Consider the following 24,941-nt stretch of genomic DNA (forward strand, 5'->3'; position numbering starts at 1 on the left):
CTTAGATTTATTAAATATCGTGGTTTTGTAGTTGCTTATACATGATATAACTATCAACATAACCTATTTTCTTGTGTAAATAAGCTTTAGGAATCGTACCAATAATACTAAATCCTAACTTTTGCCATAACAGGATCGCAATTTGGTTAGTTGAAACGACTGAGTTAAATTGCATAGCTTTAAAGCCTAACTCTATCGCTATAAGTTGTGAATGTTCACACAATCTGCGCGCTACACCTTTGCCTCTAAACTGTGGCACTACCATATAACCACAATTACAAATATGTTTGCTTGGCCCCATCCCATTAGGCTTGATGTAATAAGAGCCTAAGATTTGATTGTTTTCTTCAAGAACAAAAGTTTTTTCTGGTATCTCACACCACAATTCATATGCTTGTTCAAAACTTATATTAGGCTCGAATGCATAAGTTTCCTGAGCTTTTACTATCTCTAATAGCGTCGCCCAAAACACAGTGAAGTCTTGGAAATTCATTTCTCGAATCATCAAAATTTACCTTTTAAGACATAAAACACATACACATGAAAGTAATACATTTATTAAGACAACATTTCACGCAATAAAAAAACTTCTCGTTTATAACCTTGTCGATCATAATTTACAGAATGAGTATTCATAAAACCGTGTAAGTAAGGAACTTGTCTGATAGTAATGTTAGGTTTGTTACTCAATTTATCCATAAGCTCTGTTACAGAGAAGTGATTTTCTGATACGGGGAAAGTAAGGGTTGTAGGAAATAGTGGCTCAATATCTGAGAAACGTCTGATTTGAGAACCATAATAGCAATAAGCGCTCACAACATTATTAATACTGGGAGTTTTAGAAACTCTCCAAATTGCTGATGCACCAACACTAAAACCAATAAGGTTTAGCCATGTACTACTGGAATGAATCCGTTTGAGCAAGCTGTCTGAATATCTATCTAAAGTGATTTGCTCTGTAAAATATGTATATACCTCTTGCTCGTTTGAAAACGACATATATTTTGCGGAATAAGGATCATGGATTACTGTTATCCCAGAGAAATTAGAGGCTAATTCCTCTAATGCTTCTGTCCTTCCAAAAACATCAGAAACAATAATGTTCTGTATAAGTGTAGATACCATTTACCCCTCACTTAAAGTGTAAGTGAACCAGTGATATTTTTGAGTAATATCAAAAGCCTTTGTGATAAAGTAAGTTTTCACTAAACGTTAATCTTTCCTTTTAAATACAAAACGCCCTTACCTGAAACAACAACAGTTTTTCCTGAAACACTGCATTTTAAAACACCACCTCTTTTGGAAGCTTGGTAAGCAAGCAAGTCTAACTTACCTAGCTTATCCGCCCAATATGGTGCTAAGCCAGAGTGGATAGAACCCGTAACTGGATCTTCTTCACCACCATTTGCGGGCCAAAAGTAACGAGATACGAAGTCATATTTTTTGGACTTAGCTGTCACAACTACATCCAGAGGTGCTAGTTGTTTTAATTGTTGTGATTCATAAGTAACTTCCACAACATCATATTCGCTATCATAGATAGCAAAGTACGCTTGCCTATTTTTAAGAACCTCAATAGGTTTTTTTGATAGCCCTTGTAGCAATTGTGTTGGGATAGAAGGAATAATCTCTGGTTTTTGATTTGGGAAGGTCATTTCGATTTCATTCCTAGCATTAAGAATAACATCTAAGTTCCCTACTGCTCGGGTTATAAACTTAACTTGGCCTTCAACACCGAATTCATTAAACAATACATAAGCAGAGGCTAAAGTCGCATGGCCACAAAAATCGATCTCCGTTAGCGGTGAAAACCAGCGAATTTCGTATTTTTTGGAACCCACTTTTTTTATATAGGCTGTATCTGATAGATTATTTTCTGTTGCTATATCTTGCATTAGTTCATCAGACAACCATTCTTCAACAGGAACAACTGCCGCCGAATTACCTTTAAAAGGTTGATCAGTAAACGCATCAACTATAAATATATCCATCTTCTAATTACGACCTCGGTTTTCTTTATAACGCCACTATAGATGCAACTTTGTAGCTGTGAGTGTTGTTCTATTCAAGCACAAAAACGAACAGCAGAAAAGTTACCAAGCTGGAGTGTTGTTAAGCAAGGCTTCATTCCAAACGCTATTATTAAGACCAGAGGATAGAGTGCTATAGGTATACTCTGAATATTATGCATCAAAAATGGCTCATTTAGTCATAATGATTGAACACAATCATCTCGGCGTGGGTTGAATAATACCCTAAGAAGAGTTGCTGACAGTCTCTTGAGAATTTGGCTTATTAAATGGTGATTGTCCAAAAAACAATAGCGCCAATAGTGCTCCGAGGATAAAAGATGAGAAGTTATCTAGAGTCGCGGACAATCCGTGTGCTACATAAGGGCCCCAAAATGGTGTAAGCAAATAGAGCAGTAGACTTGTATATAATAGAGCCGTACGCGACCACACTCTGTATAGTAAAACTCCAAATAAAGCAACGATATGAACGAGGAACGCAGAGATTAAAATAAAGATAAAAAACCATTCCACTTTAGTATTTTCCCTCTCCATTTCATGTTCTAGGGCCTGTTCACACTAATGGAATCGCTCCTGTCGACCCTAAAACACGCCAGTTTAGGCGCGAGAAGCGCAGTTTGGTGGGCCAAATAAGTGACGAGCAACGACAAATGGCGTGTTTTAGGGTCGACCCGAAGGGCTGGGCGTATTTTTCCCGTATTCTGCGTTGCTGTTCGTTCATTTGGAATGACCAAACAGCACTCACAGCGCCTAGAATACGAAAAAAATACGCTCCAGCAGGCGCGATTCAATTTGTGTGAACAGGCCCTAGGAAACTTACAAGCGGAGAAGGTAAAGTAGACTCTAGATACAACCCTAGTATAGCGATAATAGGGATGGATACCAAATTGGTAATTGTAAGTAAAATTATCGTTTTACTTTGATTCATTATTAATTCCTTGAGTGGATATTTAACGCTCTACTTAGAAGTAGATTTGTAACTATTTTTTGCTCCAGACTAAACACTTTTAGTGCATAAATAAAACAGCGACAACGATACCTTTATAAAAACTTTTCATCAATTATCTTTACTAATTTTTGTTAGCCAATTTACTTCACATTGATGACATACGAGAACCCACTCACCTGTATCTTTAGCCTCTTTCAGATTACCCGAGCATCTTGGACATTTTGAGGTTTTAATCGACCATAAAAACCAAATAAATATCCAAGATATTGATAAGAAAGCTATTCCTATAATTACCCCTAATATATTTCCCGATTTTACCCCTAATAATATTCCTATTGCTTCACTACCAAAATAACCTACAAGAAATAAAATTATAAATAATACAAATACAGAGGTAAAATTTCGTATGAATTTCTTTTCATATCCGGGAAACACTTTATTTTTATATTTATTTTCAGTCATATAAATAATACAAAACACTGGCCATCACCAATGAACTTGTCCTTATCTCTTCCACTCATAGTTTTAATTTTTTGATAGCCAGTTATTAACTGCTATTAGATGACACCTATTTCCTATTCATGATATTCCTTTTTAACTAATGCCTGATTGATACTCTGAACTCATTTATAAGCCGAGTTACTTTAAAATAAAAATTAAGTTTAAACTAACAGTCAACCACTAAACATAAAAAGCTCACAGTCTTGTTTTATTTTTATGGGATTCCATTCTTGTCTATTGAAATTAATTTCTTTACTTTCCCAATAACCTGAAAAAGTATTTTTTGAGTCAGCAGGAGCCATAACTGCTAAACCACTATCGGGGCCGTTAGGATGATTAGCAAATCTATCCCAAGTAAAACGAACTTCCGTTTCTGTAGCCAGACCTTTGTAATCAACCGAATATTCTTTAGGAGACCCAGGAAATGACATAACGCCTCTAACATCAGTACCATTTTGAACCAAACACAACTCAAACGTGCCACCCTCAATATGACCAGAGTATAGACCTTGCACTTGTATTACTTCATTTTTTGACATTGGTAAGAACGCTGCGAGAAGACCCGCGATACCTACAAAACCACCAATGCCTGCCCATTTAGGATGTTCCAGAATATAAGTTAGAGATTTTCTCATTTTTCCAACCTAAACTATAAAGGTAATTTTCTATATCCTAATATCCGCAGCATAAGTAAAGCATGCTGTAGTAAACTTTTTTCTTATAGAGTTATTTATTAAGTTTCATTTTCTTCTAGCTCTTTTAGAGACACACCTTTACTATTCTTCCATGCAGTTAATCCGTTTGATGCACCACCTCTAACTACTCTAGCTGCAGTGCTTGGACTGCCAAACTCTATATCTTTCAAAAACACGAAATAATCACCATCCTTCTTTAAAAAGCCTTTATCAATAAGAAGCTCTCTCTTCTTGATTGAATGGACGGCAGATGGTCTATGCTCAAGTACTGCCTGAGAGCCTTCAAAAACAAGGAACCCATTCGCGGTTCTTTTTCCTGTTGCAATTAATCCTTTAATTTTACAATATAGAAGCTCTTTTGAATCACTAACTGGATCGATTTTTTCATTAAAATATGAGACGCCTAACACAGGCAGAAGTTGAAGACATTTTTCAAGAAAAATATCCATATCGGCCGCATCAGATTCAGGCAACTTGGCTCCACTATTTACCGAATTTACGACAACGGCAGAACCGTTATTATTTGCTTTTTCAATAAGAATACCTTCTAGGTATCGAATATGTGCCTTTGTGAGGTTTTCGTCTTTAGATACAAAGACCGTCACTGAATTCCAGAAATCTTTTGACGAGTGAGCTTTTAGGCGATTCGCAACATTCTCTGCCTCCCCAATATAAATTGCTCTATCTCCGCTATCCGGATCAACACCCGTCAGAAAGTAAAAACCAGGGCTCGTTAACTCCTCTCTCTTTAACAACGACGAGATTTCTGTTCTCGGTGCGGCAACAGCTTTCCCCGACCAATTCGAAAGCTCAGCTGTCCTCAGTCCGCTCGGACTTCCGTGAACTAAAAATAACTTTATTGTTGCGGCTTGCAATGAATTCTCCTATAAAAGATAACGCTCATATAAAAAACATTGGTAATGAGCATCCTATGACTAACGAGAGTAAATTTAATGTTATTTTTATAAGCCATTTTGTATTGCTCTCATTACTAGCTGAAACAGCTCTTGTGGTCTATTGGTACTACTCAAAGCTCCTTTTTCACGGGCTATTTTCTTATGCTCTGGCAAGCTAGAGCTGGCATATATAATAAATGGCGTTTGATTACCTGATTTTATTAGCTCATTCAGTAAAGCGTATCCCTCTTGGGGCCCCTCTTTGCGTCCCATATCTGAGATTATGACTGCGAACTTTTCGTATTTTAGAGTGTTGAGAGCTTCTTCAGTTGAAAGTGCGAGCTTAAAATGTAAACCTTGATTTTCAAAGGTTTGACGCTCATAAAAATTATTCTCGGGGTGGTCATCGACCCATAGAATGCAATTTTTCCATTTCTCCGACGATGGCTGTTGCTTGGTATTTGAAATAATATCAACAACCTCTTCTAGTTGATCTTGATTTAACTCCCTTTCGCCTCCAGATTGTTTTGAAACAGCAGCAGCAAGTGAAATAGCAGATGAGAGCTGGCTTTTAAGAAAGTTTTCTTCATCTTTGAAGTCCGATGGCCCATAGAGTTTTTTATGATGCTTTGCGACAAGCCATAAAAACCCAAGAAACACCATAACAGGAAAGAAGACCATAAAGTAAATCAAAGGTGCAATATGGTTTGATAAGTTTTGCCCAAAGCCAACAACTAGAGAGGCAAATCCATAGATGAGCACGATAAATAGAGCGATTATTCCTAAAGGACTTTTAGTGAAGCCTATAGCTGACTCTGAAAATTCCTTGACGCTCATCGACACTCCTTACCCTACAACAATCAGCTTAGACAGCCTCAATACTAACATTATTTATATTTAGTTTTTATTCAAAAAAATGACAAAAAAATATTATATACGCCACTTACTCAAAGCCCGAGAAAATTCTTATTTTCTTAATTCAGGTCGTGTATTTGTCGTTTTAATCCAATATCAGAATTAGAGATGTTAAATTTTTGTCCGATAGTCTGTTAGTTGATGATTGTTACATACTCTCACTTATCGGTGATACTTAAAATATTCAATACACCTAGGTGTTAGAAGATTACTACTTAGAACCAAATAGAAGCCTCACACATTTATATGGGCGTATATATAAATGGTAAATTCCTACGCTAATAAGAAAACACACGACGAGTAAAAAGGCGTACTTAAAGGCATCGTTATCTGCCGTTTGAACCACATAGTACCCCAAAATCACTATCATCGTTTGATGTAAAATGTAAAACGGGAAGACCGCACTATTGCAGTACTTAAGCGTATTACTTCCTGCGTTTAGATATTTCTTACCATAACCCAAGAATGCCAATATCCACAGCCATGAATTAATATTTAGTAGCGCTAAAAAAACGTATGAGATTGGATAATTTAACCAGTCACTTCACAAGTCTTTTGGATCCCAACCATTCCATCTCACAGTATTGATCACAATAATTGAGAGGAATGATAAAAGCCCAGCTCCTTAAACTTTGGCGATATCCTCATGTAACTTAAGAATGATTATCTATCATATTATTACGCTAATAGTGTTTGACAAGGTGGTATGTCATCCCATGAATTACCGTCACCTAAAGTTAAGCTAAAGTTGCTTTAAACAAATGCAAAAGACGACTCCATGCCCTTTCTGCCTGTTTTTTATGATAACCATGGAAATCCGGTGTGCACCAGCCATGCAAGGTACCTTCATAAACTTCAATTTCTGCAGATATACCTGCCGATTTATAAGCTGCTTTTATGATGTCTTTAGTTTCAGGGGATCTTTGATCATCATTTTCAGCAACGGCATGAAGCGCACGTGCTGATGATTTGGAAATAAGAAGATGTGGACTATCAGGCCCATCTGTAACTATGCTTCTGCTGCCATGAAATGAAGCCACTGCGCCAACACGATTCGGAACGGCAGCCGCCGTCAGCACAACAAGCTCACCAGCCATACAATAGCCCATTGTGCCTATTTTACGACCCGGGTCGACACTGCGTTGATTATCAAGAAAATCGATATATGCTTTAGCATCGGAGCTAACAGCCCCTTGAGTAAGCTGCGACGCCATACTCCTCAAAAGGCTCATAGTTTTAGGATCACCAAAACTTGCATCTGGAGACACCACCGGTGCTTCAGCATCTCGGTAATATGGATTTACTACCAAAACTGAATAGCCAGCCTCAGCCAAGCGCTTGCCTATGGCTTTATAAGCCGGGCGCAGCCCTTTAATATCTGGCCATAAAAGAACACCAGGGTGCTTACCGCGAGAAGGATGAACAAAATAACAATCAGCACGACCATCTGGTGTTGACACTTCAACACGCGTCTCTGTCACTTCAGCTGCAAATGCCGTCTTAGGAAGCAAGGCTAGCATAAAAGCTGTCATACTTATTTTATTAAAATCGCGCCTGCTTAAATTGCCATTATTTAAGGGGAATTGTTCATTATCTTTTTCTGTGAATTCATCGCACATGACTACACCTTATTGATATATTTAGCTTGAAAATTATTAGAAGCTGTTTCATAACTGCTGCGCTTTTTCGAGTACTTTTGCCTTGTCTCGTCTGCGTTCGCAAGTTATAAGACAGCGTCTAAAAACGTCTAAAATATCCATTAGCAATATTTTAGATATGCTATGAAAATATTTATTCAGCCGAAAATAACCAAATTAATTCGTTGTTTACAATAGTGTTGCGATAAAACGTTATAACCATGTGATAGCGTGTGAGGGCAATTTTGACGAACCACTCTCATGGGGAGATTTTGCGCACAGAATGCTATTATACGCAAACATTTGTCAAATAATGGCGCGCTAACTTATCACGCTCTGGGTTTATCGTACAAAATACAAACATGACGTTTCTAAATAGAGAAAGAAATCTAGGCTCTTTGGGGCAACCAGTAACATACAAAATGATTTTGTTACTGGTAATTGGATGGTTGTGTCTCAGTATTATTCAGACAATTCATTTTTATTGGTATTTTAAACAAACCTTATGGAATTCTGTCCGCTGGAGCTTTCGCGACTGGTTCGTATGGTTTGTAATGTTTGGATGTCTGTTTTCTGTATTCGCAAATCAAGCCCGATTTACACAGTTATCAATAAGAAATGTATTGATAATCGCTGTTATCGCTATTGCTTGTGGGTTTTTGCAAACTTTTATAGTGGTCAGTATCGATTATGTTATCGGAACCCCTAGTCGACCATTTTGGGATGATTTCTGGCGCTTTTATAGTAAACGATGGCTACAGCACCTGTTTGTGTTCACTATTTTTTGGTTGCTGATGCTCAATCGCTCTTTAACCAGTCCAAGTGAAACCACGGTCAACTGTGAAAAGGGCACTAGTGAAAGCACCAGCGATGAGAATACTCAAAGACCCACCAATGAAAGAGTGCAAAAGATCCAGGTAAGTGATGGGAAAAGCAATCAGTGGATAGAGCAAGAAGATATTTTTTGCGTTGAAGCGGCAGGCAACTATATATGCTTCCATACAGTGGAAGGGCAGTTGATTTCTCGCGACTCCCTTAAGCACATTGAAAAAATGCTTGATCAAACCAATTTTATACGAGTAAGTCGATCAAACATTGTTAATGTAAACAAAATCCAGTCTAGCCATAGAGTCAACCGTAGCAAGGTTGAACTCACTCTTGCTAACGATCATACCGTAACCATTGGCCCAACCTACTGGCGGGATATAAAAACTCGCCTCAATCTATAACAGCATTCACACCAAATTTGACATACTTCGTCAAATTGCACTTTTTTGGCCCCCTTTAAAAACCCTATAGTCGCCATAAACTAAAAAACATGGCGGACATTATGGATAGAAGAGATTTTATCAAAGCAAGTTGTGCACTGAGTTTATTAGCAAGTTCTTCGCTCTTGGCTTTGCCCAAAACCAAGAAAATACTTGTCTTAGGGGGAACTGGTTTTTTTGGCCCAATACTCGTTGAAGAACTCCTTAAACAAGGCTATTCCGTTACCCTATTTAATCGTGGAAAAACCAATCCACATTTATTCCCTAAGCTTGAAAAGCTACGCGGCGATAGAGAAACCGCCGATGGCAGCGGACTTGCTGCACTGAAGCATGATAATCGACATTGGGATTGGGTTGTAGATACATGGCAAGGCTCGTCAAAAGCTGTTGCGGATACTGCTCAGCTCCTATCAGATAAAGTAGATCAGTATCAATACGTTTCAACCATTTCAGTTTATGACAAATGGGATAACATTGGCATAGCAGAAAGCGAACCGCTTAATCCACTGCCTAGCGAAAAAGAAGCAATCATCACCGACAACCGCTACGCTATAAGAAAGACCTTTGCCGAAAAAGCTCTCATGGAAATCTTGCCAGAGAGAAGCACATTTTTCCGCTCTCATGGCATGCGGGGAGCACGCACCACCAATCCAATCCATGAACCCTACTGGCAAGTGAAAATACAGCGTGGTGGCGATCTCGTATTACCCGCAGATACAACGTATTATCAAATCACCGATATGGTCAGCCTGTCTAGATTTATGACCCATTGCAGTAACACGAGTAAACTAGGGGCTTATAACGTATGTTACCCACCCTTTTTATTCCGAGACTATATTCAATCTATAGTAGAAGCCACCAATAGCAAAGTACGGCTGCATTACATTCCCCAGTCATTTTTGCGGGCAAATAATGTGAAATTAATTTACGACCACAACAAACCACCAGGAAGATATAGATTTGATGTATCAAAAGCACTTGAAGCTGGACTGAAGAATCGCCCATTTGAAGCCCTCTTAGAAGATCAATTACGTGGATACCATGAGCGCAACCCTAAGGGAGATTTTGTCTTTGGTCATCCAGACACTAAAACAATGTCAAGTGAACGTGAGCAGGAAATTATCCGGCTTTGGCAGAGAGAGCAAAAGGGGTAATCCTTACTCGTTCAGATGAATTGATTCAGATAAGGCAGCCACCTTATGGTGACGCTGCCTATGACAAAGACAAGAAAGAGGAAGCGCTTATACAAATACACGAGTACGTTCAAAGTGATATGTTGTATGTTGACTGAGCAATAGCGTGTATTGGATAAATCCTCTAGAAAGTCCTCAATCTGTTTTGCTTCCAACACTTTGGGATGCTGTTTATTGTGAAAATATATAACCCATTTCAACCAATGAATCTAGGTTTACTCTGATCGATAAGCCAAACCATTTTTTTGTGTATGTAGCCGAAGTTGATCAAGTAGCCGTGGCGAACCGGCAGGCATAGTCGCACGAATATCATCTATAATAATTTATTAAAATAGCTGTATGTAAAGACAACATTTTCCATCAAAAGCTATCATCTGACAACACTAAGATCAGTAGACCTATTCTCTTGATCAGTTTATGATGACTTAAGCCTTTGAAATGCAAAGGGTAGATAATATTGATCAGGAGAATAGTGATAAGTGGAACAGGTCTCTTGATTAAACTGTTAGGTGCTTATGGTCGAATAAATGATTTCTTCTTTTTTTAAAGTCTTAACTACTATAGCTATCATTTCTGGCGCGTTTTATTCAGCCTCAGTTTTCGGCCCCAATAAAGCCTTGGTCGCTGTGTGCATTTTGGCATTTGCGATGGTGCTATCTATATTCTTTCAAAACCTCAATTCTGCAGCACGCATTCTCGGTATCGGCTTTTTCATATTGTCGTTTTTGTCTTTCCTTTTGCTTATGCTTGCCGCAACGATGGGTGGAAGTTTCAATTTGTCCCCGAGCAACGAGAATATTGCTATATTTCTCGTTGTCATCAGCTTACTTTCAAGTTCTGCTTTTGCTTGGTCAAATACTAAAAAAGAGACAACATAGGGTGTTTTTAAACGCACCTAACAGGCGCTTAACTCGTTCCCTTCAGTCACTAGGACAATAACACCACAGTGCTTCGCACTTTAACGCGGTATTATTGCCCGTTAGCTTTGCGTTATATTTTTAAGAGAAATCATGGATATATCAACAATTACAAATGTATTGAAACTTCATAAAAAGGCGTATTTCCTAGGGAGCTTTATACCTGTGATATTACTGTTCTCTGACGACAGTTTCCTCAAACGTCTTTCATTGCTTGAGTTTAAGGAAAACTATATTCTTTGGATTGGTGTAGCTTTTTTACTTTCAGAAGTCCAAACCAAAAAAACACTGTCGAAATGTCGTTTGAAGCCTCTACTGTCATTGGCCTTATTAAAAAGATAAAAGGGATAAGTATTATCGCAATGTCCTCAGATAAGAAGACTTCTGAATAATTAGATAAAAAACATAAACACAATGGCTTCAATGCGTCACCCTACCAGCTGAAGCCATAGTTATTGGAAAGCACAGTTATTGGAAAAACTGGTTAGTAGAAAGAATAACTACTCAAAAGCAAGATACCGCTGAAAAAACGGCAGCATGTCATTTTCTACTCTGCCATAAGGTATCCACTTTCCAGCCCACATATCGCCGTTGAATTCTTCGGCTTGGTGGGCAATGCCGAGATCGTGGAGTGCTTGGGCGAAGTCTCTGTTACCTTCCACATGGGCAAAGTTGGGGTCGTGACGTCCCCAGTCGAAGCCTATTGCTTTTAGCTGGCGGAGCTTATCAATATTGCTCATCATATAGCGGATGAAGGCGAAGTTGTTTCTAAGTCGGGTAATCTGCTTTGGGTTTGCAACTCGCTTACCGTTTTTTATATCGATTATCCAATCAACGTAAAAGGGTGGTTTGCTTAAATTTGGCATAAAGGCTTGTGCCATCATTAGAAATGCATGGTCGTAGCCGCTGGCATTTTCTAAATCATCATATGATTTGGCAGTGTTGAGTAATTCCCAGTTTGGGAAGGGACTGATGATCCTTTTGCCATAACCTGTGCCTACTGGATGGGAGGCGTAAACGCTAGAAAATATATTAGGGTGGTGCATGGCGATTCGCAATGCGCCGTAACCTCCGAAAAAGTCACCACTGATTACTCGCGATTCACTTTTAGCAAGGGTTCTATAACGCCGGTCAATTTCTGGCACCAGTTCTTCAACTATATGGTCTTCCCAGCGTCCACCTACGGCGTTGTTACCGAAGAAGGTTCCACTACCATATGTGGTTGTAAAATCACCGGCAACGAAAATAAATTCTTGAATGAGCCCTCTCTTTAAAGCGCGGGAAAATGTGTCTTGAATACGATCGTGTTCGGCTAGCTGACGATTGCTCCAATTTGCGTTGTGTAGATAATGAATAACGGGGTACGACTTATTGCTTTTAGAATAACTAGGGGGAAGCCACACCATTACCTCACGTTCGGTTTTTAAGTTCACCTTATTTTCTGCCAAAATTGCAGATTCAAATTTGAAGCGCTCTATGGTCCAATCGCTTGTGTTGTATTTGGGTTGTTGTCCATAGCTAAATAGAGATAAGCAAAGTAATAGGGTTGTAATAAAAGGATGTATCTTAGAATTCATGGTCAGCTCCTATTGAATAAACCATGAGTAGCTTGCGCGAATAACCAAAAGAGCGCGTCCTACCCGATCGGAAGGGACGAATTAGTATGAATTAGGACGGGTTAAGGTGAATTAAGCAGTCACCTGCTTGGATACAAGCGGATTAAGATGCCTTGCGCGATAATCGCTGGGACTGCAGCCAGCAAACTTTTTAAATGCGTTATTAAAAGTAGATTTGGAGCTGTAACCAACCTCAAAAGCCACTTGCAACACATTGAGATCTTCCCTATCAATCAACAGCCTTTGTGCATCTGAGATTCGGTGTCGATTGATCATTTGGTAAAAGTTTTCATAGTCACTTTCATTGATCACTTGTGACACATCTTGAGGGGAGGCATTCAAGCGCTCACATAGAATACTAAGGTTTAGACCACTGTCATGGTGGATTTTTTCAACGCCCAGAAGTTGCTCTAATTGAGTGAGAATATTCTGCCGACGTTTATCACCTAGGCCTGATTTTTGATACTTTTTCTTCTCTTTCGTCTTTTCTTTAATCTTTTCCTTAGTGTCAGTCGACGCATTCTCAAATAATACTTTGCGCTCATAGTCGAGGGCATTTTTTGCAAATGCCTGCCGTAAAACGGCATAAGCTACATAAGCTAAACACGTTACCTGTAAACCGGCGAACAGGGTATTTAGCAACGCTTCCTCATCTAAGGCCCAGCAATACAGAACGCGCAGCACACTAACGATGCAATTTGCAATTACGGCTACCACTAGAATACGTAAGGTGTTACTACCCAAATCAGATACTTGAGCGAATAAGCCTTTATTCTGCTCAATACGTTGATAGAACAATATTATGCATTCACGAATATAATAGGCAGATTGGAGCAGAAAAACGCCCACCATGAGCAGCATAGTGACATGCACTAGCGCATATTGCGGTGCTCCAGGCCAGGTTAATTGAGTAAAAGGACTACTGTTAAATAATGTTGCAAATAAAGGGACTAGCAGCAAAACACCAACTAAGATCACCACTGCATGTGGCAGAAGCTTGCGTATTGCAAAGGGATAAGTGTTATGACTTAAATCTTTTGCGAATGCCCATGCTAAAGGTGAAACCAGCAGCGAGAGCGCCATCACACCAAATAGCCAGAACATGGTGAAGGGCATCTCGGGATGAATCATCAGCCACTCACAAACAAATCTCATTGTTTGTATCACCAGAAAGGCGGTAAAAAACCTCACCTTCACATCAGCTTTGCCATGCTGAGCAAGTAAAACGCAAAATAAGCTAAGACCAATAGCAACGGCGTATAGTGAGGATTGAAGAATTTCCATACCTTAGCTGTACCTTAATAATCACCTAGCTAACTAAACAGCTTCTGAGCAAGTTAGAATAATGGACACTGTCGGTTAAATAAAGGCACATTGCAATATTAAATAAAGGAGGAATTTACTCCTCCCATTGGCTTATAGATATAACAATATCTAACTTTTAAAAACGCTTATCATGATCTTTGCAGATACTTCGGAATCCTTTCCTATAAAATAACCGTTATATATCACTCATTAAATAAAGGCGGGCAGAATTTTCTCGGCAAGCGTTTGCAGATAACCTGCTTCGTTATCATGGGCAGTAAATACCACCATTAGATCCAGCTCTTCGATAAGAACGATAAATTGACCCCAACCACCCTGGGCGGATCTACTAAAATAACTTTTATTGCCATATTTCAAATCGGCACTCCACCAGAAATAGCCATAACCTTGTTTAGAAACATCTTTACCACCGTAGTGGAGCTCTTCATCAGTTGGAATGATAAGTCTGTCTGTTGCCTTGGCGATAAAGGCTTCGGGAATTAGCTGCTCACCATTCCATTTGCCTTTATTCACAGCGAGAATGCCAAATTTGACCATATCGCGGGATGTCATGCTTGCCATAGCCCCCGCTTCTGGCAAGCCATTCAGATGCTGCGGCCAGCGATAATTTGTAATACCTATTTTATTTAGCAGCTCTTTTTTTATGAAGTCTTCGGCGCTGCCTGGCACGACAGCCTCGATAACCTGCATGACCAAGTCTGGATCACTGCCTTTATAAGAAAAGACCTGAGACCTTTTGGTAACCGGCGCGCTATGTTCAAGATAAGCCTGAGCGAGCTTCTGACCTTTTATCTGATCGGGATTTTTTCTGAGCTCGTCAAGCTGTTCCCGGGTAAGGCTAAGCCCCGAACTCATCATCATTGCCTGGTGCAGGGTGATCTTTTCTACACCCTCAACAAATTTTTTAGGATTCAGATCTTTTAAAAAGGTGACTAGAGGTTTGTCCAGGTCCGCCATAGTAAGATAACCCAACTGCATAGCACGCCCTAGTGCTAAGCCGGTATAAGCTTTTGTCGCTGACGCCTGAAAATGAGGTAAGTTGATGCGACCACGTCGGTAATAAGATTCAAACAAGAGCTTTCCCTTGTGAGCAATAAGTAGACTGTCGTATTTACCATGTTTACCCTCAGCAATCTCCTTAGCCAGCTTGACAACCATGGCTTTATTACCACCATCTGTGCCCAGTTTACCCACAGTAATAGCGTCTTTTCTTTTCGCAGGTGTTGTATCGATAAAAGGCTTTTCTAGTAGAGGAATATCCCTAAATCGAAGCTCAGCCTCTGCAGCTGTGGCCTCTGGTGCATGGTGATTATTTTTTTGCGCACCTGCTATTGCAAGGTTGCCAAAACTACTTAACAAAGTAATTGCAATCAAATGTTTGAATGGTGAACTGATAATCATATTAACCTTCTTATTTAACCTTCATATCATGAATAAACGCTGCAACAGATAAAATAAAAATGCTTAGTGACGTATTTTTATCTGCCGTTGTAGGGTTATTGTTTGTGTCTGCAGTTTTCAAATGTGGCTGAACGAGTGGCTAATTTAGTCAAACAGCATTCAAAATACCTGAAGTTTCCATGATTTTTAGATGATTTTATTCTGATGGTAATAAGAGGTCTTATTGAGTATGCAATGGGCTGCTATCTGCAGTGATACGGCAGAAAAACGCCTAGGGGCTGGTAGCATTTTTCCGCCTAGCGTCGTTAACACACACTTATTTATGCCTGTATGGATACAGGTAATTAGAGCAATGCAGGAGCAATTGCCGAGAATAACTAAACGACGTTTGTGTTGCCTAGCTAGTCGAAAAAATGCTTACAAGCAGGTGCGATTCCATTAGTGTGAACAGGCCCTAGCAATATGCGGGAAAGATTAGTGGTTAAATTAGATCAGTAAGTAATGAGTTGTATTAGTAAATGGATATTAGTGTTTACATGAGCCAGATAACCCCGGCCATAAGCCAGGGTCATCACTTACATCTAATTCAATTAACGCCCGCGTGTATTGCCAACAAAACGCAAGTTATCAAACATCAGCGGCGCAGAGCAATTGTTGGTATTCAACGCAACGGTAATAAAACCATCATGCTCTCCTGCAAGTGCCGCTTTCGTAGCTGCAGGTAATTCAACACCTGTAGTAAACCAGCTACCCAAAGGTTGGCCCGTCAGTTCTACGCTGCCTATCCATTCATTATGCATATTCGCACTTGGTAAAGTGAGGTGGAAAGTCAGTTGACCGAACCAGTGAATATCATCTTGAAGGTTTGGCAGAAGCATATCGATAGCAATGCGATCACCCAGTATTTCAAACTCGTTGGTGCTAAATGCTGGAGAATCCATAAAGGTATAACCACAGCCGTTAACTTCTAACGCATAACTGCCACGGGTGCCGCCTTCAACCGTCGCGATTTCTGCCGGTCCACGTTTACTCCAGCTGCGCTCGCCATCTTCAAAGCTTGAGAAATGCTTGTTACGCAATTCACAACGGGCGGCAGCCGCCGCTTGTAACTCAGCGTCGCCCCATTGGTCGAGGTAAGCCGCAGCCCACGCTAAAGGCGCGTTCCAGTTGATCGTGACTTCGTTAGTGGAATAGGATTCTCGATCATCAATATAACATTTCAGCGGATCGCAACCTTGCAGCTCAGCCTGAGCAATAGGATCTTGCAGCTGTGAGTTTGGCCCACCCGCAATCACACCTGGAGGTGGTGCTGGGTAACCGCTGGCTGGTACATTAGCCCAGAAACGGTGATGAGGGTTTTTCATATCCTTCTCGCCATAACCACTAATGTAAGAAATCCCAAGCGGATTGTGCCCCATCAGATAGTGCATATTGGTGTGCATGGTTTCAAGATAGCGTTCGTCACACGTAAAGTCATGGGCGAGGCCAAGCACTATCATGTCGTTAGTGACATTGGAATTTGATCCCCAGTACATGTTGTCGGTTTGCATGGGCAGAGCATAACCTTGTGTCGCGGTGTTAGACTCATAAAAATCGGCCACGCTCACCAAAACTTTTCGCGCCTGCTGCACCCAAGATTCCTCTGCATTGTAGAGAGGGCCAACCGTTGCAAGGGAAATCAAGCCAAGTGCTTGAGTCGAGCCCCAGCTCATAATGCTTTGCCCGTATCGCACGGCTTCCAAAGTAAGGTGACGATCTGAAGCTTGCATATCCTGCGCGAAGGCTGCTTCACCTGTACTCAGATACAACTCACTGGCCGCCCAATAAAACTCATCCTCAACGAAATCGTCACCATAAGTACCGCCGCCGTTGCCATTGTTAGTAGCGGGAATAAAATCATTCGCCTTGGCCGCTGCATAAGCAACTTTAGATGCATTCAAACACGTGCTTGCAAAGGCAGAGTCAAACGCTTTGTAAATGCGGTGACACTGCGCCATAACCGCGGCAAAGTTTAGCGTGGCAGCAGTTGACGGGGGTTGCACATAGCGTGTAACAGTGTCCTCATGCGGAGCCAGAGGCAAGCCAGTCCAGTACTCGTTATGCATTTTATGGTGAACCATTCCGGCCATGGGGTAAGGCGCTGGAACTTGCATGGTCAAAAACCATTCCAGCTCATAGCGCACTTCGTCTAGTAGGTCGGGCACACCATTGGTGGTCTCCGTCAGCGGCAGAGCCATAGCGCCGTCGGCAAACTCACTCATATCACTACCTAGAGCTTGAGCGCGCTCGTACTGGTTCAATAAAGTCCATACGCTAATTCCACCATTAACGACATATTTGCCATGGTCACCGGCATCGTACCAACCACCTATAGAATTCATTGTGCGACAGGCCGGGTCGGCGGGATCTATGGTACAGAAAAAGGTTTGCACCGCATCGTCATCTAAGTGTCCCGCTGGGCGCGCCCACGTTTGGCCTACCAGCTCGGCCAATATTGGAGTGGCTGAACGGTTGTGGTAGAAATAAGCGAGAGCGTCATACTTTAGAGGCTCGTACAGGTCTGAGCCTATAGCAAAAGGCTCGCTACTATGGCTAAGCTCCCCCTCACTAACGACCAGTGTGTAGTTATCCATTTCCGTTCGTACGCCACTGAAATCGATGCGATGGACGTGATCACCAGAGCCCTCATCTAAACCGTGATAGCTAGACATGCCTGAAGCCACAGGTGATTCGCCGTTGTACAAAGTCCAAGTTCTAGCAGTGGTTTTGTCTTCACTATCTTCTGCCGGTGTAAAGGTGGCGATTTTGCTAAGACTACTCATGTAACCATAGGAGTTAACGTAAACTGCAGCAGGGGCCGGTTCTTCTGGAGCTTCAGAACCGGAAGGATCGACCAGTTTAACGTTATCCATGCACACCGTCGTGCCCGGCGTTACATGGCCGTCACCCATCAAAAAGCGGAACCGACCATTTTCAGTAGTGCCAGCACCATTAACAAAGGTAACCTCAACTTGCTGAGGGTCGCCGCCTACCGGTGCATCTATCGCTACGTCCTGGCCAAAGTGCCAAACGAAACCATTAGATTCATCCACGCCGCTCACTTGCAGATTCACCGGTGCACTCGACCACATGTCAGCACTAAAAACGTAAGACGCCGACTCGATAAACTGCAAGCCGTCCGCACGAACCTGAAGGCTCCAGGGATCTGGGCCTGGATCTTCTGCTAATACACATAAGCGGCCATCATCGGCGTTTGCCTGAGCAGTGCTGCCGAACTCAGCAACGATCCAAGGTTCGTAACCGTTGTCGAACGTACTGTTTTCAATTAAATTGGGTGCAGGTGCATCCACAACAATATCATCGAAGCAAACGGTTTCGTCTATAGGTACAGTGCCGCCACCCATCAAAAAACGAAAGGTGCCGCTTTCGGTATCAGCCGCTGAGCTGAAACTCATATTAATGACTTGACCTTCACCTTCAAGAGGTGAATCAATATTGATATTGTTGCCAAAAAGCCACACAAAACCATCACTCTCATCAGTTGCGCTCATCGGAAGCGAAACCGGTACACTAGACCAAACGCGCAAGCTGACGTCGTAATTTTCACCGGCGATAAAAGTAAGGTTAGATTGGCGTAGCTGAGCCCCCCAATCGTTGGTACCAAGCGCAGTCACTGTGGTGCAAAAGCGGCCTCTTTCATCTACAGCGAAATTACCGTCGCCACCGGTCCACCACCCTGGTGGTTCCCAAGACGCTAATCCATTATCGAATGTACCATTTTCTAAAATATTAGCCGCGTTAATATTGACAGTGCCGAACAAACTTGCCCCAGCAACTAACCAACAAAACATGAATTTTTTATTGAACATTAATAGCCTCCGAATATTATTTTTATTTTAAGGCCGTTAATATGTGAAACATTTACGTGCCAAAAAAACAAACTAGTATAAATGTATAAAAGGCTTAAAATGTTTGAAGCGACGCCAAAAAAAATAATTCATTGACGGCTATATTCTAAATTATTTTTAAAATATATTGTGCATATGTTTTTTAAAAATCTACCCTAATTTTTTAGTAAAGATTATTTACCCAAAAATCATAATATTTCATAGCCTTAGCCACTCCGGCCACAAAAAACAGTGACAAAAAAAGCAAGCAATTGGTCTAGCAATTAATTAACATATTACTTTATCTTTAACTTCTCCCTTCTGAAAAAATACGAAGTTTCCAAAACTATTATAGATTTAACACTAAAATAGAATGTGTAAGGCGGAAACAAATGAACCACCCTTATAATTGAATATGGATTCGAGAACTGCTGTGGAGCCTACGCCACTTTAAAAGATTCAAACGTTATTATTTGATAAAGCGCTCCAATAAGCCGTTTAGAATTCGATAGGTTAGGGTTTCAAAAGCGTATATAAATGAAAAATTTTATCTTAATAGTCATCTTGGTGTTGTTAATATCTGCCTGCGTATCGACAAATCAATCGAATATAGCGGGCAAATGGAAAAGCCCATCTGGAAATACAGTTAGAGCAATCACTTTCGAGGAAGGTGGTATCGGCTCAGTTGTTGTTCTAGATAAAGAATGCAAAATTTGTCGAGAAAGTAATATCACCTGGAAAGTATCTGGCAATAGGATAGTCACCAAAGAACATATACCCGACGAAATTGCCGAAATATGGATAGTTCACAAGTTCTAAATGCAAACTAAAGGTGAAGATTTAGTGCTAATTGGAAACATCCATGATAAGTCAGTCAAAGAAAAGTAGAATTCACAATACCCGATACCGCTGGATGACGGAAGCCTACTTACTTCTACTATGTGGATAGCAATTTTGACATCATCAAAAGCTTAAACAACTAAAGCTTAAACAACTAAGGCATCCACCGATTGAAAAGTTATGTGCAGCTAATCAGTTGGTTAGTACTATCAGAGAAAAATCATTCAAAAATCATGGAAACGTCAGGTATTTTAGTGCCTGTTTGATTAGATTATTTATTTGTTAAGTCACATTTAAACAAGGATAAACCATGAAGAATACTTGTATTTCGATTGTTCTGCTGCTCAATATATTAGTTATTAGTAGCATGAGCTATAGTCGAGATAAACTTCCAACCCGGGAGACACACTATCTTGGCCAAAAGCCACCAAGCCTGATTCCTGAAATCTTTGCTCCTGGTATCATTTCTATCAATGGAAGGTATGAACACGGTATTTCTTTTTCTCCTGAGCTAGATGAAGTATATTTTTCAGCCAACAAAAAAGGAGGCCTTACAGATATATATTTCTCAAAACTCGAAAATGGAAAATGGAAACCGGTAAAAAAAGCAAAATTTACCCAAGGTAGGAAAGATGAAGAAATGCATCCATTTGTCAGCTTGGATGGTGAAAAAATATACTTCACAGCGCTCAATTCTGATAATACTGATACTAAAATTTGGTATGCGAAGCGTTTAGGCAACGCTTGGAGCAAAGCGGCAAAACTTGAATCTCCCATAAATAAGAATGACGTTTTTTATTCCAATCTAGCAAAAAACGGAGATCTTTTTTATACCAATATATCAAAACGAAAAATGTATTATTCGCCCAATAAGAATGGTAAATTTCCAGAAGTTCAAGAGCTTGATATTAAATTTGGTATTCACGGTTTTATTTCACCTTCTCAAGACTATTTATTAGTCAATGCTCGAAACAAAAATGAAGGCAGAAAGGATCATGATATATATGTTTATTTCAAGAAAAAAGACGGCACATGGACACATCCCATTAACCTCGGAAATTCCGTAAACTCTAAATTTAATGAGACGGTTCCTAGTCTCACGCCAGATGGCAAATACCTATTTTTTAGTCGATACAACGAAGAAGGTGGGTTATCTAACTTTTATTGGGTTAGCACAAAAATTATTGAGAGCTTAAAGCCTAAATTATAACTCTTCGACTATAGCAGACACAGTATAATGGAAGTAAGAAACTCGCTGGCATAATGTACGAATAGCAGTGAGCAACTCAACTGTGTTTGACATATAACCATTAGCCTCTAGTGCTTATCTCACAAAGCCCCTCACTTAAAAATCTGGATAACACCATAATAGTTAGTGTTGTTCCTTTTATATCGCAAAAAGGATCGACTGCTAAGATAGCTCATTGCGCCGTTATGTGAGAAGGTGATTACCACACAGGAGCGGTTAGTATCCATATATTCCAGCTATGAGCTTAGCTTTTATGTTATAGCGTTATCGACTTCCAAAGTATTGCTATAATGAGATGTACTATACATTCACCCGGTATTAACTTAAGGTTAAAAGTATGTGGAAAATACAAATTAAAAGGAAATTATCAATTTCTGTAGTCTTTCCAGATAATGTATTAGTGCATTAATATTTGACGCTTATAATAAATCTAATTTTGCAAAAACTATTAATACTAAGAAAATATAGAATAAGTAACCTAGCTACTGCTACATAATGTTATACTATTTATATAGTAATTCTTTCATGATGGCTAACCGAACTAGTAACATGATCAATCATTATCATATCCTGTGCTTTATTGAAAATGATTGGGATCGTACCTATAGCTACCTGAACTTAATTATTGTAAATTGATTCGTTATATGTTGTACGTATAGAAGTGCCATGTACTCTTTTTTGTTGGCAAAGATTCGTAGAGTTTTTGCGCAGGCTTATTATCTAGAGCTGTAACCCATTGCAAACGAGCAGCACCTTTTTTTGCTGCAAACAACCGGCAGTGTTCAATCAGTTTTTTTCCAATATTGTTTCGCCTTTCATTGGGCTTTGTGTATAAATCATTGAGAACTGCTACCTTTGTAGCAATGGTACTAGCGTAAGAAAAATATACGGTTGCAACGGTTGCAAATGCCACCGCTTTATTATGTTGACGGTATAGAAATAAGCAACCTAGATCTGACGATTCACTGAATTGAGAAAAGAATTCCTTATTCCTAGAATCTGAAATGTCGGCTACTTGGTAAAATTCTTGATACTCTCTAATGAGAGGTAAGACTTCGTTTAAATTTCTGGATTCTACAGTTTCAATCATACTTACACTCCATTACTTAAAATACTTTAGAACAAGTTTTTCAAGTAAAATCTAAAAAATACGATATATTACAGCAATACGATAAGTTAATGCCAAGAATATCTAGGGCTATTGGAAATATCCATGAAAGACTTAATGTTAATGTGAATGAGAAGATAACTATTATAATCAAGTTTCTTAGACCATAACGTTGATCTGATAACAATATAATCATTTCCATGACATCTCAATAAATATAGACAACCTTTTTTCAGCATATATAAGAAGGGTTGGAATAACGCCTAAGGTATTATTTCAATATTTAAACGACACCGAAATATACCAACACATAATTAAGTTAATTAAATTTAGTTAATTTGCTATTTAGTTCATAATAATTCATATAGCACTAGGTTAATGTTTTGAATTTCAAAGTTCGAATCATAGCGATTGAACTTTGGGAACAAAAACCACTAATACCGATAAATCTTAACACTTAATTTCTGCCAACCTACATACAAAGAATAAATACTATGAAAAAGCTATTACTTTTAAGTGCAGTAACTTCTCTTGTTAGCTCTATCGCCTGGGGGGACACCGCTTTTACAGGTATTCGAGATAATATAACACCACTTGAATTCACAGCAGACATGGCACCAGGGGTAAACCTATGGAATACGTTGGATGCAGTTTGTGGCGCACCAGCTGACTTGGGAAGTGAAACATGCTGGGGAAATCCTCGCACCACAAAAGCTATGATTACTGATATGAAAAACAGAGGCTTCAAAACCCTTCGTATACCTGTCACCTGGTACAACCATATGGGCTCGGCTCCCAACTACACTATTGATAGAGCATGGATGGATAGAGTCGAAGAAGTAGCCAACTATGCTTTTGACAATGACATGTACGTTATCATTAATATTCATCATGATGATTACGACGAAGGAAAATATCGCTCTTGGCTCAGTCCAACCTATAATAGACAAAACGCAAGTATTGATCAGTTAAGAAAAGTTTGGACTCAAATTGCCAATCGTTTTAAGAACTACGGTGATTACTTAATATTTGAAACTATGAATGAGCCCCGAGCGGTAGGAACTCCACAAGAGTGGACCGGTGGTAACGCAGAACACCGCGATGTTGTTAACAAGTTAAATCTCGCTGCAGTTAATGCAATAAGGGCTACTGGTGGTAACAATGCATCGAGGTTCATAATGACACCACAAGTAGGTGCCACAGGGCACGCTGCAATTTATGATCTTGAGATTCCCAACAATGATAACAAAGTTATAGTTTCTATCCACAATTACGGCCCCTTTTCTTTCACTCTTCAACAGCCGGGGACGAATAGATGGGGTACACAGCAAGAGATCAGAAATCTACAAAATGATATTAAATCCTATTATGATAATTTCACAAGCAAAGGCAGAGCCGTTGTTATTGGCGAGTGGGGTGCAGCAGATAAAAGTAATTTAGCAGATAGAGTTAAATATTATGAAGTATTCGCGGAAGCGAGTAAGCAATATAAAGTAGCACCTATTAGCTGGATTTACTCATATGATAGAAATAGTAGAACCTGGAAATATCCTGCCCTAGAAGACGCTATTTTTAAAACCTATGGTGCGACAAATGCTGTAACAGTACCAGGCAAAATAGAAGCAGAAAACTACACGAGTCAATCGGGGGTACAAAATGAGGGAACATCTGATGTAGGGGGCGGCCAAAATATCGGTTATATTGAAAACGGAGATTACTCTGAATATGAAATAGACGTTGATACCGCAGGTGATTACTATGTTACATTTAGAGTGGCATCCAATACTTCTGGAGGAAAAATTGATGTTTATTCAAATGGTTCCAAACTTGGCTCAGTAAATGTTAATAATACTGGTGGCTGGCAAAATTGGCGAGACGTAAGTAAAACTTTGACTTTATCCCAAGGAAAACAAAAATTAAGACTGGTTTATGTAGGTTCCGGAGGTCAAGGAAATTATCTGCTAAATATAAACTATATAGATATTAGATAGCCTTCCCAGAACTTAATCAGCTAAACCTTATATGGTTGTACGGGTTTGCCTTCGGAATCGCATGGTATCGTTGGATAACGAAGGCGAGCTTGACTAAATAATTAATTATACGCTTTTTGAACATACCATCATAGATAGATCATTAAACACACAATCAAATAGAGCATTAAAAATCACACCGCTAAAAATCCTCATTTTTATTCTTAGAGCCTAGAAACTTTCGTAAACACTTGCTCTTTCATTATTGAATTTATGTACCTAGATAGGCTCTTTTTAATGTTAATAAAAAATCAGAGCCGGTGTTAACACAAACCGCCCAAGAAAATGATTTTTATACTAAGCCAAATATGTAACAAGAGAGAAGTAGATTAAAAATAGTAATAGCTACAAGCAAATAGCTCTATGTGTTTGGCGCGAGCAAACTATGAAAAACACGTCAAAAATTTGTCTAGACTTTATACTTTTATTATATTATGGATTTTATACCTTTAATCTAACTGCTGACCGACCACATTACGGTGT

20 protein-coding genes are annotated in these 24,941 nt (G+C 39.7%); 6 read left to right on the top strand and 14 right to left on the bottom strand.

What is annotated here, in order from left to right:
- Positions 1-10: 10 nt before the first annotated feature.
- From BVC89_RS25685 to BVC89_RS25720, 8 genes are all read right to left on the bottom strand, one after another.
- Entirely contained in the window at positions 11-505 is a 495-nt protein-coding gene (locus BVC89_RS25685; RefSeq protein ID WP_086933948.1) for a GNAT family N-acetyltransferase, read from the bottom strand.
- A gap of 53 nt (positions 506-558) precedes the next feature.
- Positions 559-1,125 (bottom strand): hypothetical protein, encoded by a 567-nt coding sequence (locus tag BVC89_RS25690; RefSeq protein ID WP_086933949.1) that lies wholly within the window; start codon positions 1,123-1,125, stop codon positions 559-561.
- 80 nt (positions 1,126-1,205) lie between these two features.
- Positions 1,206-1,991, bottom strand: coding sequence for a PhzF family phenazine biosynthesis protein (locus tag BVC89_RS25695; protein ID WP_086933950.1), 786 nt, complete (start codon positions 1,989-1,991; stop codon positions 1,206-1,208).
- A gap of 1,096 nt (positions 1,992-3,087) precedes the next feature.
- A complete protein-coding gene (locus BVC89_RS25700; RefSeq protein ID WP_086933951.1) occupies positions 3,088-3,441 on the bottom strand; it encodes a cation diffusion facilitator family transporter in 354 nt (117 codons plus the stop codon).
- A 212-nt stretch (positions 3,442-3,653) separates the two neighbouring features.
- A complete protein-coding gene (locus BVC89_RS25705; protein WP_086933952.1) occupies positions 3,654-4,115 on the bottom strand; it encodes a hypothetical protein in 462 nt (153 codons plus the stop codon).
- A 98-nt stretch (positions 4,116-4,213) separates the two neighbouring features.
- Positions 4,214-5,050: a GIY-YIG nuclease family protein gene (locus BVC89_RS25710; protein WP_086933953.1), complete on the bottom strand. Its 837-nt coding sequence runs from the start codon at positions 5,048-5,050 to the stop codon at positions 4,214-4,216.
- Positions 5,051-5,137: 87 nt separating this feature from the next.
- Entirely contained in the window at positions 5,138-5,908 is a 771-nt protein-coding gene (locus BVC89_RS25715) for a response regulator (RefSeq protein ID WP_086933954.1), read from the bottom strand.
- An 815-nt stretch (positions 5,909-6,723) separates the two neighbouring features.
- Complete coding sequence (locus BVC89_RS25720; protein WP_086933955.1) at positions 6,724-7,605, bottom strand: dienelactone hydrolase family protein; 882 nt, start codon at positions 7,603-7,605, stop codon at positions 6,724-6,726.
- Positions 7,606-7,985: 380 nt separating this feature from the next.
- Between BVC89_RS25720 and BVC89_RS25725 the strand changes: the two genes are divergently transcribed.
- Positions 7,986-8,852 carry a LytR/AlgR family response regulator transcription factor gene (locus BVC89_RS25725; protein WP_086933956.1) on the top strand — a complete coding sequence of 289 codons (867 nt, stop codon included), beginning with the start codon at positions 7,986-7,988 and terminating at the stop codon, positions 8,850-8,852.
- A gap of 101 nt (positions 8,853-8,953) precedes the next feature.
- The gene (locus BVC89_RS25730; RefSeq protein ID WP_086933957.1) at positions 8,954-10,045 is read left to right on the top strand and encodes an NAD-dependent epimerase/dehydratase family protein; all 1,092 of its coding nucleotides are present in this window, start codon (positions 8,954-8,956) and stop codon (positions 10,043-10,045) included.
- Positions 10,046-10,056: 11 nt separating this feature from the next.
- Here BVC89_RS25730 and BVC89_RS30805 read toward each other — a convergent pair whose 3' ends face one another.
- Positions 10,057-10,284 carry a phage integrase N-terminal SAM-like domain-containing protein gene (locus BVC89_RS30805; RefSeq protein ID WP_158658125.1) on the bottom strand — a complete coding sequence of 76 codons (228 nt, stop codon included), beginning with the start codon at positions 10,282-10,284 and terminating at the stop codon, positions 10,057-10,059.
- A 327-nt stretch (positions 10,285-10,611) separates the two neighbouring features.
- Between BVC89_RS30805 and BVC89_RS25740 the strand changes: the two genes are divergently transcribed.
- Positions 10,612-10,962 carry a hypothetical protein gene (locus BVC89_RS25740; RefSeq protein WP_086933959.1) on the top strand — a complete coding sequence of 117 codons (351 nt, stop codon included), beginning with the start codon at positions 10,612-10,614 and terminating at the stop codon, positions 10,960-10,962.
- A 539-nt stretch (positions 10,963-11,501) separates the two neighbouring features.
- Here the strand turns inward: BVC89_RS25740 and BVC89_RS25750 are convergent.
- The 4 genes from BVC89_RS25750 to BVC89_RS25770 all read right to left on the bottom strand — a co-directional run bounded on the left by BVC89_RS25750 (position 11,502) and on the right by BVC89_RS25770 (position 19,213).
- On the bottom strand, positions 11,502-12,578 hold the full coding sequence (locus BVC89_RS25750; RefSeq protein ID WP_086933961.1) for an alpha/beta hydrolase: 1,077 nt from the start codon (positions 12,576-12,578) through the stop codon (positions 11,502-11,504).
- A gap of 111 nt (positions 12,579-12,689) precedes the next feature.
- A complete protein-coding gene (locus BVC89_RS25755; RefSeq protein WP_086933962.1) occupies positions 12,690-13,901 on the bottom strand; it encodes a helix-turn-helix domain-containing protein in 1,212 nt (403 codons plus the stop codon).
- A gap of 231 nt (positions 13,902-14,132) precedes the next feature.
- A complete protein-coding gene (locus BVC89_RS25760) occupies positions 14,133-15,344 on the bottom strand; it encodes a serine hydrolase domain-containing protein (RefSeq protein WP_086933963.1) in 1,212 nt (403 codons plus the stop codon).
- Between the two features lie 590 nt (positions 15,345-15,934).
- Entirely contained in the window at positions 15,935-19,213 is a 3,279-nt protein-coding gene (locus BVC89_RS25770) for a glycoside hydrolase family 9 protein (protein ID WP_086933965.1), read from the bottom strand.
- A 555-nt stretch (positions 19,214-19,768) separates the two neighbouring features.
- Between BVC89_RS25770 and BVC89_RS25775 the strand changes: the two genes are divergently transcribed.
- Together BVC89_RS25775 and BVC89_RS25780 are read left to right on the top strand one after the other, a co-directional pair.
- The gene (locus BVC89_RS25775) at positions 19,769-20,050 is read left to right on the top strand and encodes a hypothetical protein (protein ID WP_086933966.1); all 282 of its coding nucleotides are present in this window, start codon (positions 19,769-19,771) and stop codon (positions 20,048-20,050) included.
- Between the two features lie 331 nt (positions 20,051-20,381).
- Positions 20,382-21,281 (top strand): TolB family protein, encoded by a 900-nt coding sequence (locus BVC89_RS25780; protein ID WP_086933967.1) that lies wholly within the window; start codon positions 20,382-20,384, stop codon positions 21,279-21,281.
- A 679-nt stretch (positions 21,282-21,960) separates the two neighbouring features.
- On the opposite strand, the gene BVC89_RS25785 is transcribed toward BVC89_RS25780, so the two are convergent.
- The gene (locus BVC89_RS25785) at positions 21,961-22,410 is read right to left on the bottom strand and encodes a GNAT family N-acetyltransferase (RefSeq protein WP_086933968.1); all 450 of its coding nucleotides are present in this window, start codon (positions 22,408-22,410) and stop codon (positions 21,961-21,963) included.
- Positions 22,411-22,922: 512 nt separating this feature from the next.
- Between BVC89_RS25785 and BVC89_RS25790 the strand changes: the two genes are divergently transcribed.
- Complete coding sequence (locus BVC89_RS25790) at positions 22,923-24,419, top strand: cellulase family glycosylhydrolase (RefSeq protein WP_086933969.1); 1,497 nt, start codon at positions 22,923-22,925, stop codon at positions 24,417-24,419.
- Positions 24,420-24,941 lie beyond the last annotated feature (522 nt).

The organism is Agarilytica rhodophyticola (assembly GCF_002157225.2).
Taxonomy (GTDB): Bacteria; Pseudomonadota; Gammaproteobacteria; order Pseudomonadales; family Cellvibrionaceae; genus Agarilytica; species Agarilytica rhodophyticola.

Coding starts and splice junctions, on each gene's coding strand:
- BVC89_RS25695 (WP_086933950.1), bottom strand. CDS start 1,991: ATGGATATATTTATAGTTGATGCGTTTACTGATCAACCTTTTAAAGGT.
- BVC89_RS25725 (WP_086933956.1), top strand. CDS start 7,986: ATGACGTTTCTAAATAGAGAAAGAAATCTAGGCTCTTTGGGGCAACCA.
- BVC89_RS25740 (WP_086933959.1), top strand. CDS start 10,612: ATGATTTCTTCTTTTTTTAAAGTCTTAACTACTATAGCTATCATTTCT.
- BVC89_RS25700 (WP_086933951.1), bottom strand. CDS start 3,441: ATGACTGAAAATAAATATAAAAATAAAGTGTTTCCCGGATATGAAAAG.
- BVC89_RS25760 (WP_086933963.1), bottom strand. CDS start 15,344: ATGATTATCAGTTCACCATTCAAACATTTGATTGCAATTACTTTGTTA.
- BVC89_RS25750 (WP_086933961.1), bottom strand. CDS start 12,578: ATGAATTCTAAGATACATCCTTTTATTACAACCCTATTACTTTGCTTA.
- BVC89_RS25790 (WP_086933969.1), top strand. CDS start 22,923: ATGAAAAAGCTATTACTTTTAAGTGCAGTAACTTCTCTTGTTAGCTCT.
- BVC89_RS25720 (WP_086933955.1), bottom strand. CDS start 7,605: ATGTGCGATGAATTCACAGAAAAAGATAATGAACAATTCCCCTTAAAT.
- BVC89_RS25785 (WP_086933968.1), bottom strand. CDS start 22,410: ATGATTGAAACTGTAGAATCCAGAAATTTAAACGAAGTCTTACCTCTC.
- BVC89_RS25730 (WP_086933957.1), top strand. CDS start 8,954: ATGGATAGAAGAGATTTTATCAAAGCAAGTTGTGCACTGAGTTTATTA.
- BVC89_RS25780 (WP_086933967.1), top strand. CDS start 20,382: ATGAAGAATACTTGTATTTCGATTGTTCTGCTGCTCAATATATTAGTT.
- BVC89_RS25715 (WP_086933954.1), bottom strand. CDS start 5,908: ATGAGCGTCAAGGAATTTTCAGAGTCAGCTATAGGCTTCACTAAAAGT.
- BVC89_RS25685 (WP_086933948.1), bottom strand. CDS start 505: ATGATTCGAGAAATGAATTTCCAAGACTTCACTGTGTTTTGGGCGACG.
- BVC89_RS25705 (WP_086933952.1), bottom strand. CDS start 4,115: ATGAGAAAATCTCTAACTTATATTCTGGAACATCCTAAATGGGCAGGC.
- BVC89_RS25770 (WP_086933965.1), bottom strand. CDS start 19,213: ATGTTCAATAAAAAATTCATGTTTTGTTGGTTAGTTGCTGGGGCAAGT.
- BVC89_RS25690 (WP_086933949.1), bottom strand. CDS start 1,125: ATGGTATCTACACTTATACAGAACATTATTGTTTCTGATGTTTTTGGA.
- BVC89_RS25755 (WP_086933962.1), bottom strand. CDS start 13,901: ATGGAAATTCTTCAATCCTCACTATACGCCGTTGCTATTGGTCTTAGC.
- BVC89_RS25775 (WP_086933966.1), top strand. CDS start 19,769: ATGAAAAATTTTATCTTAATAGTCATCTTGGTGTTGTTAATATCTGCC.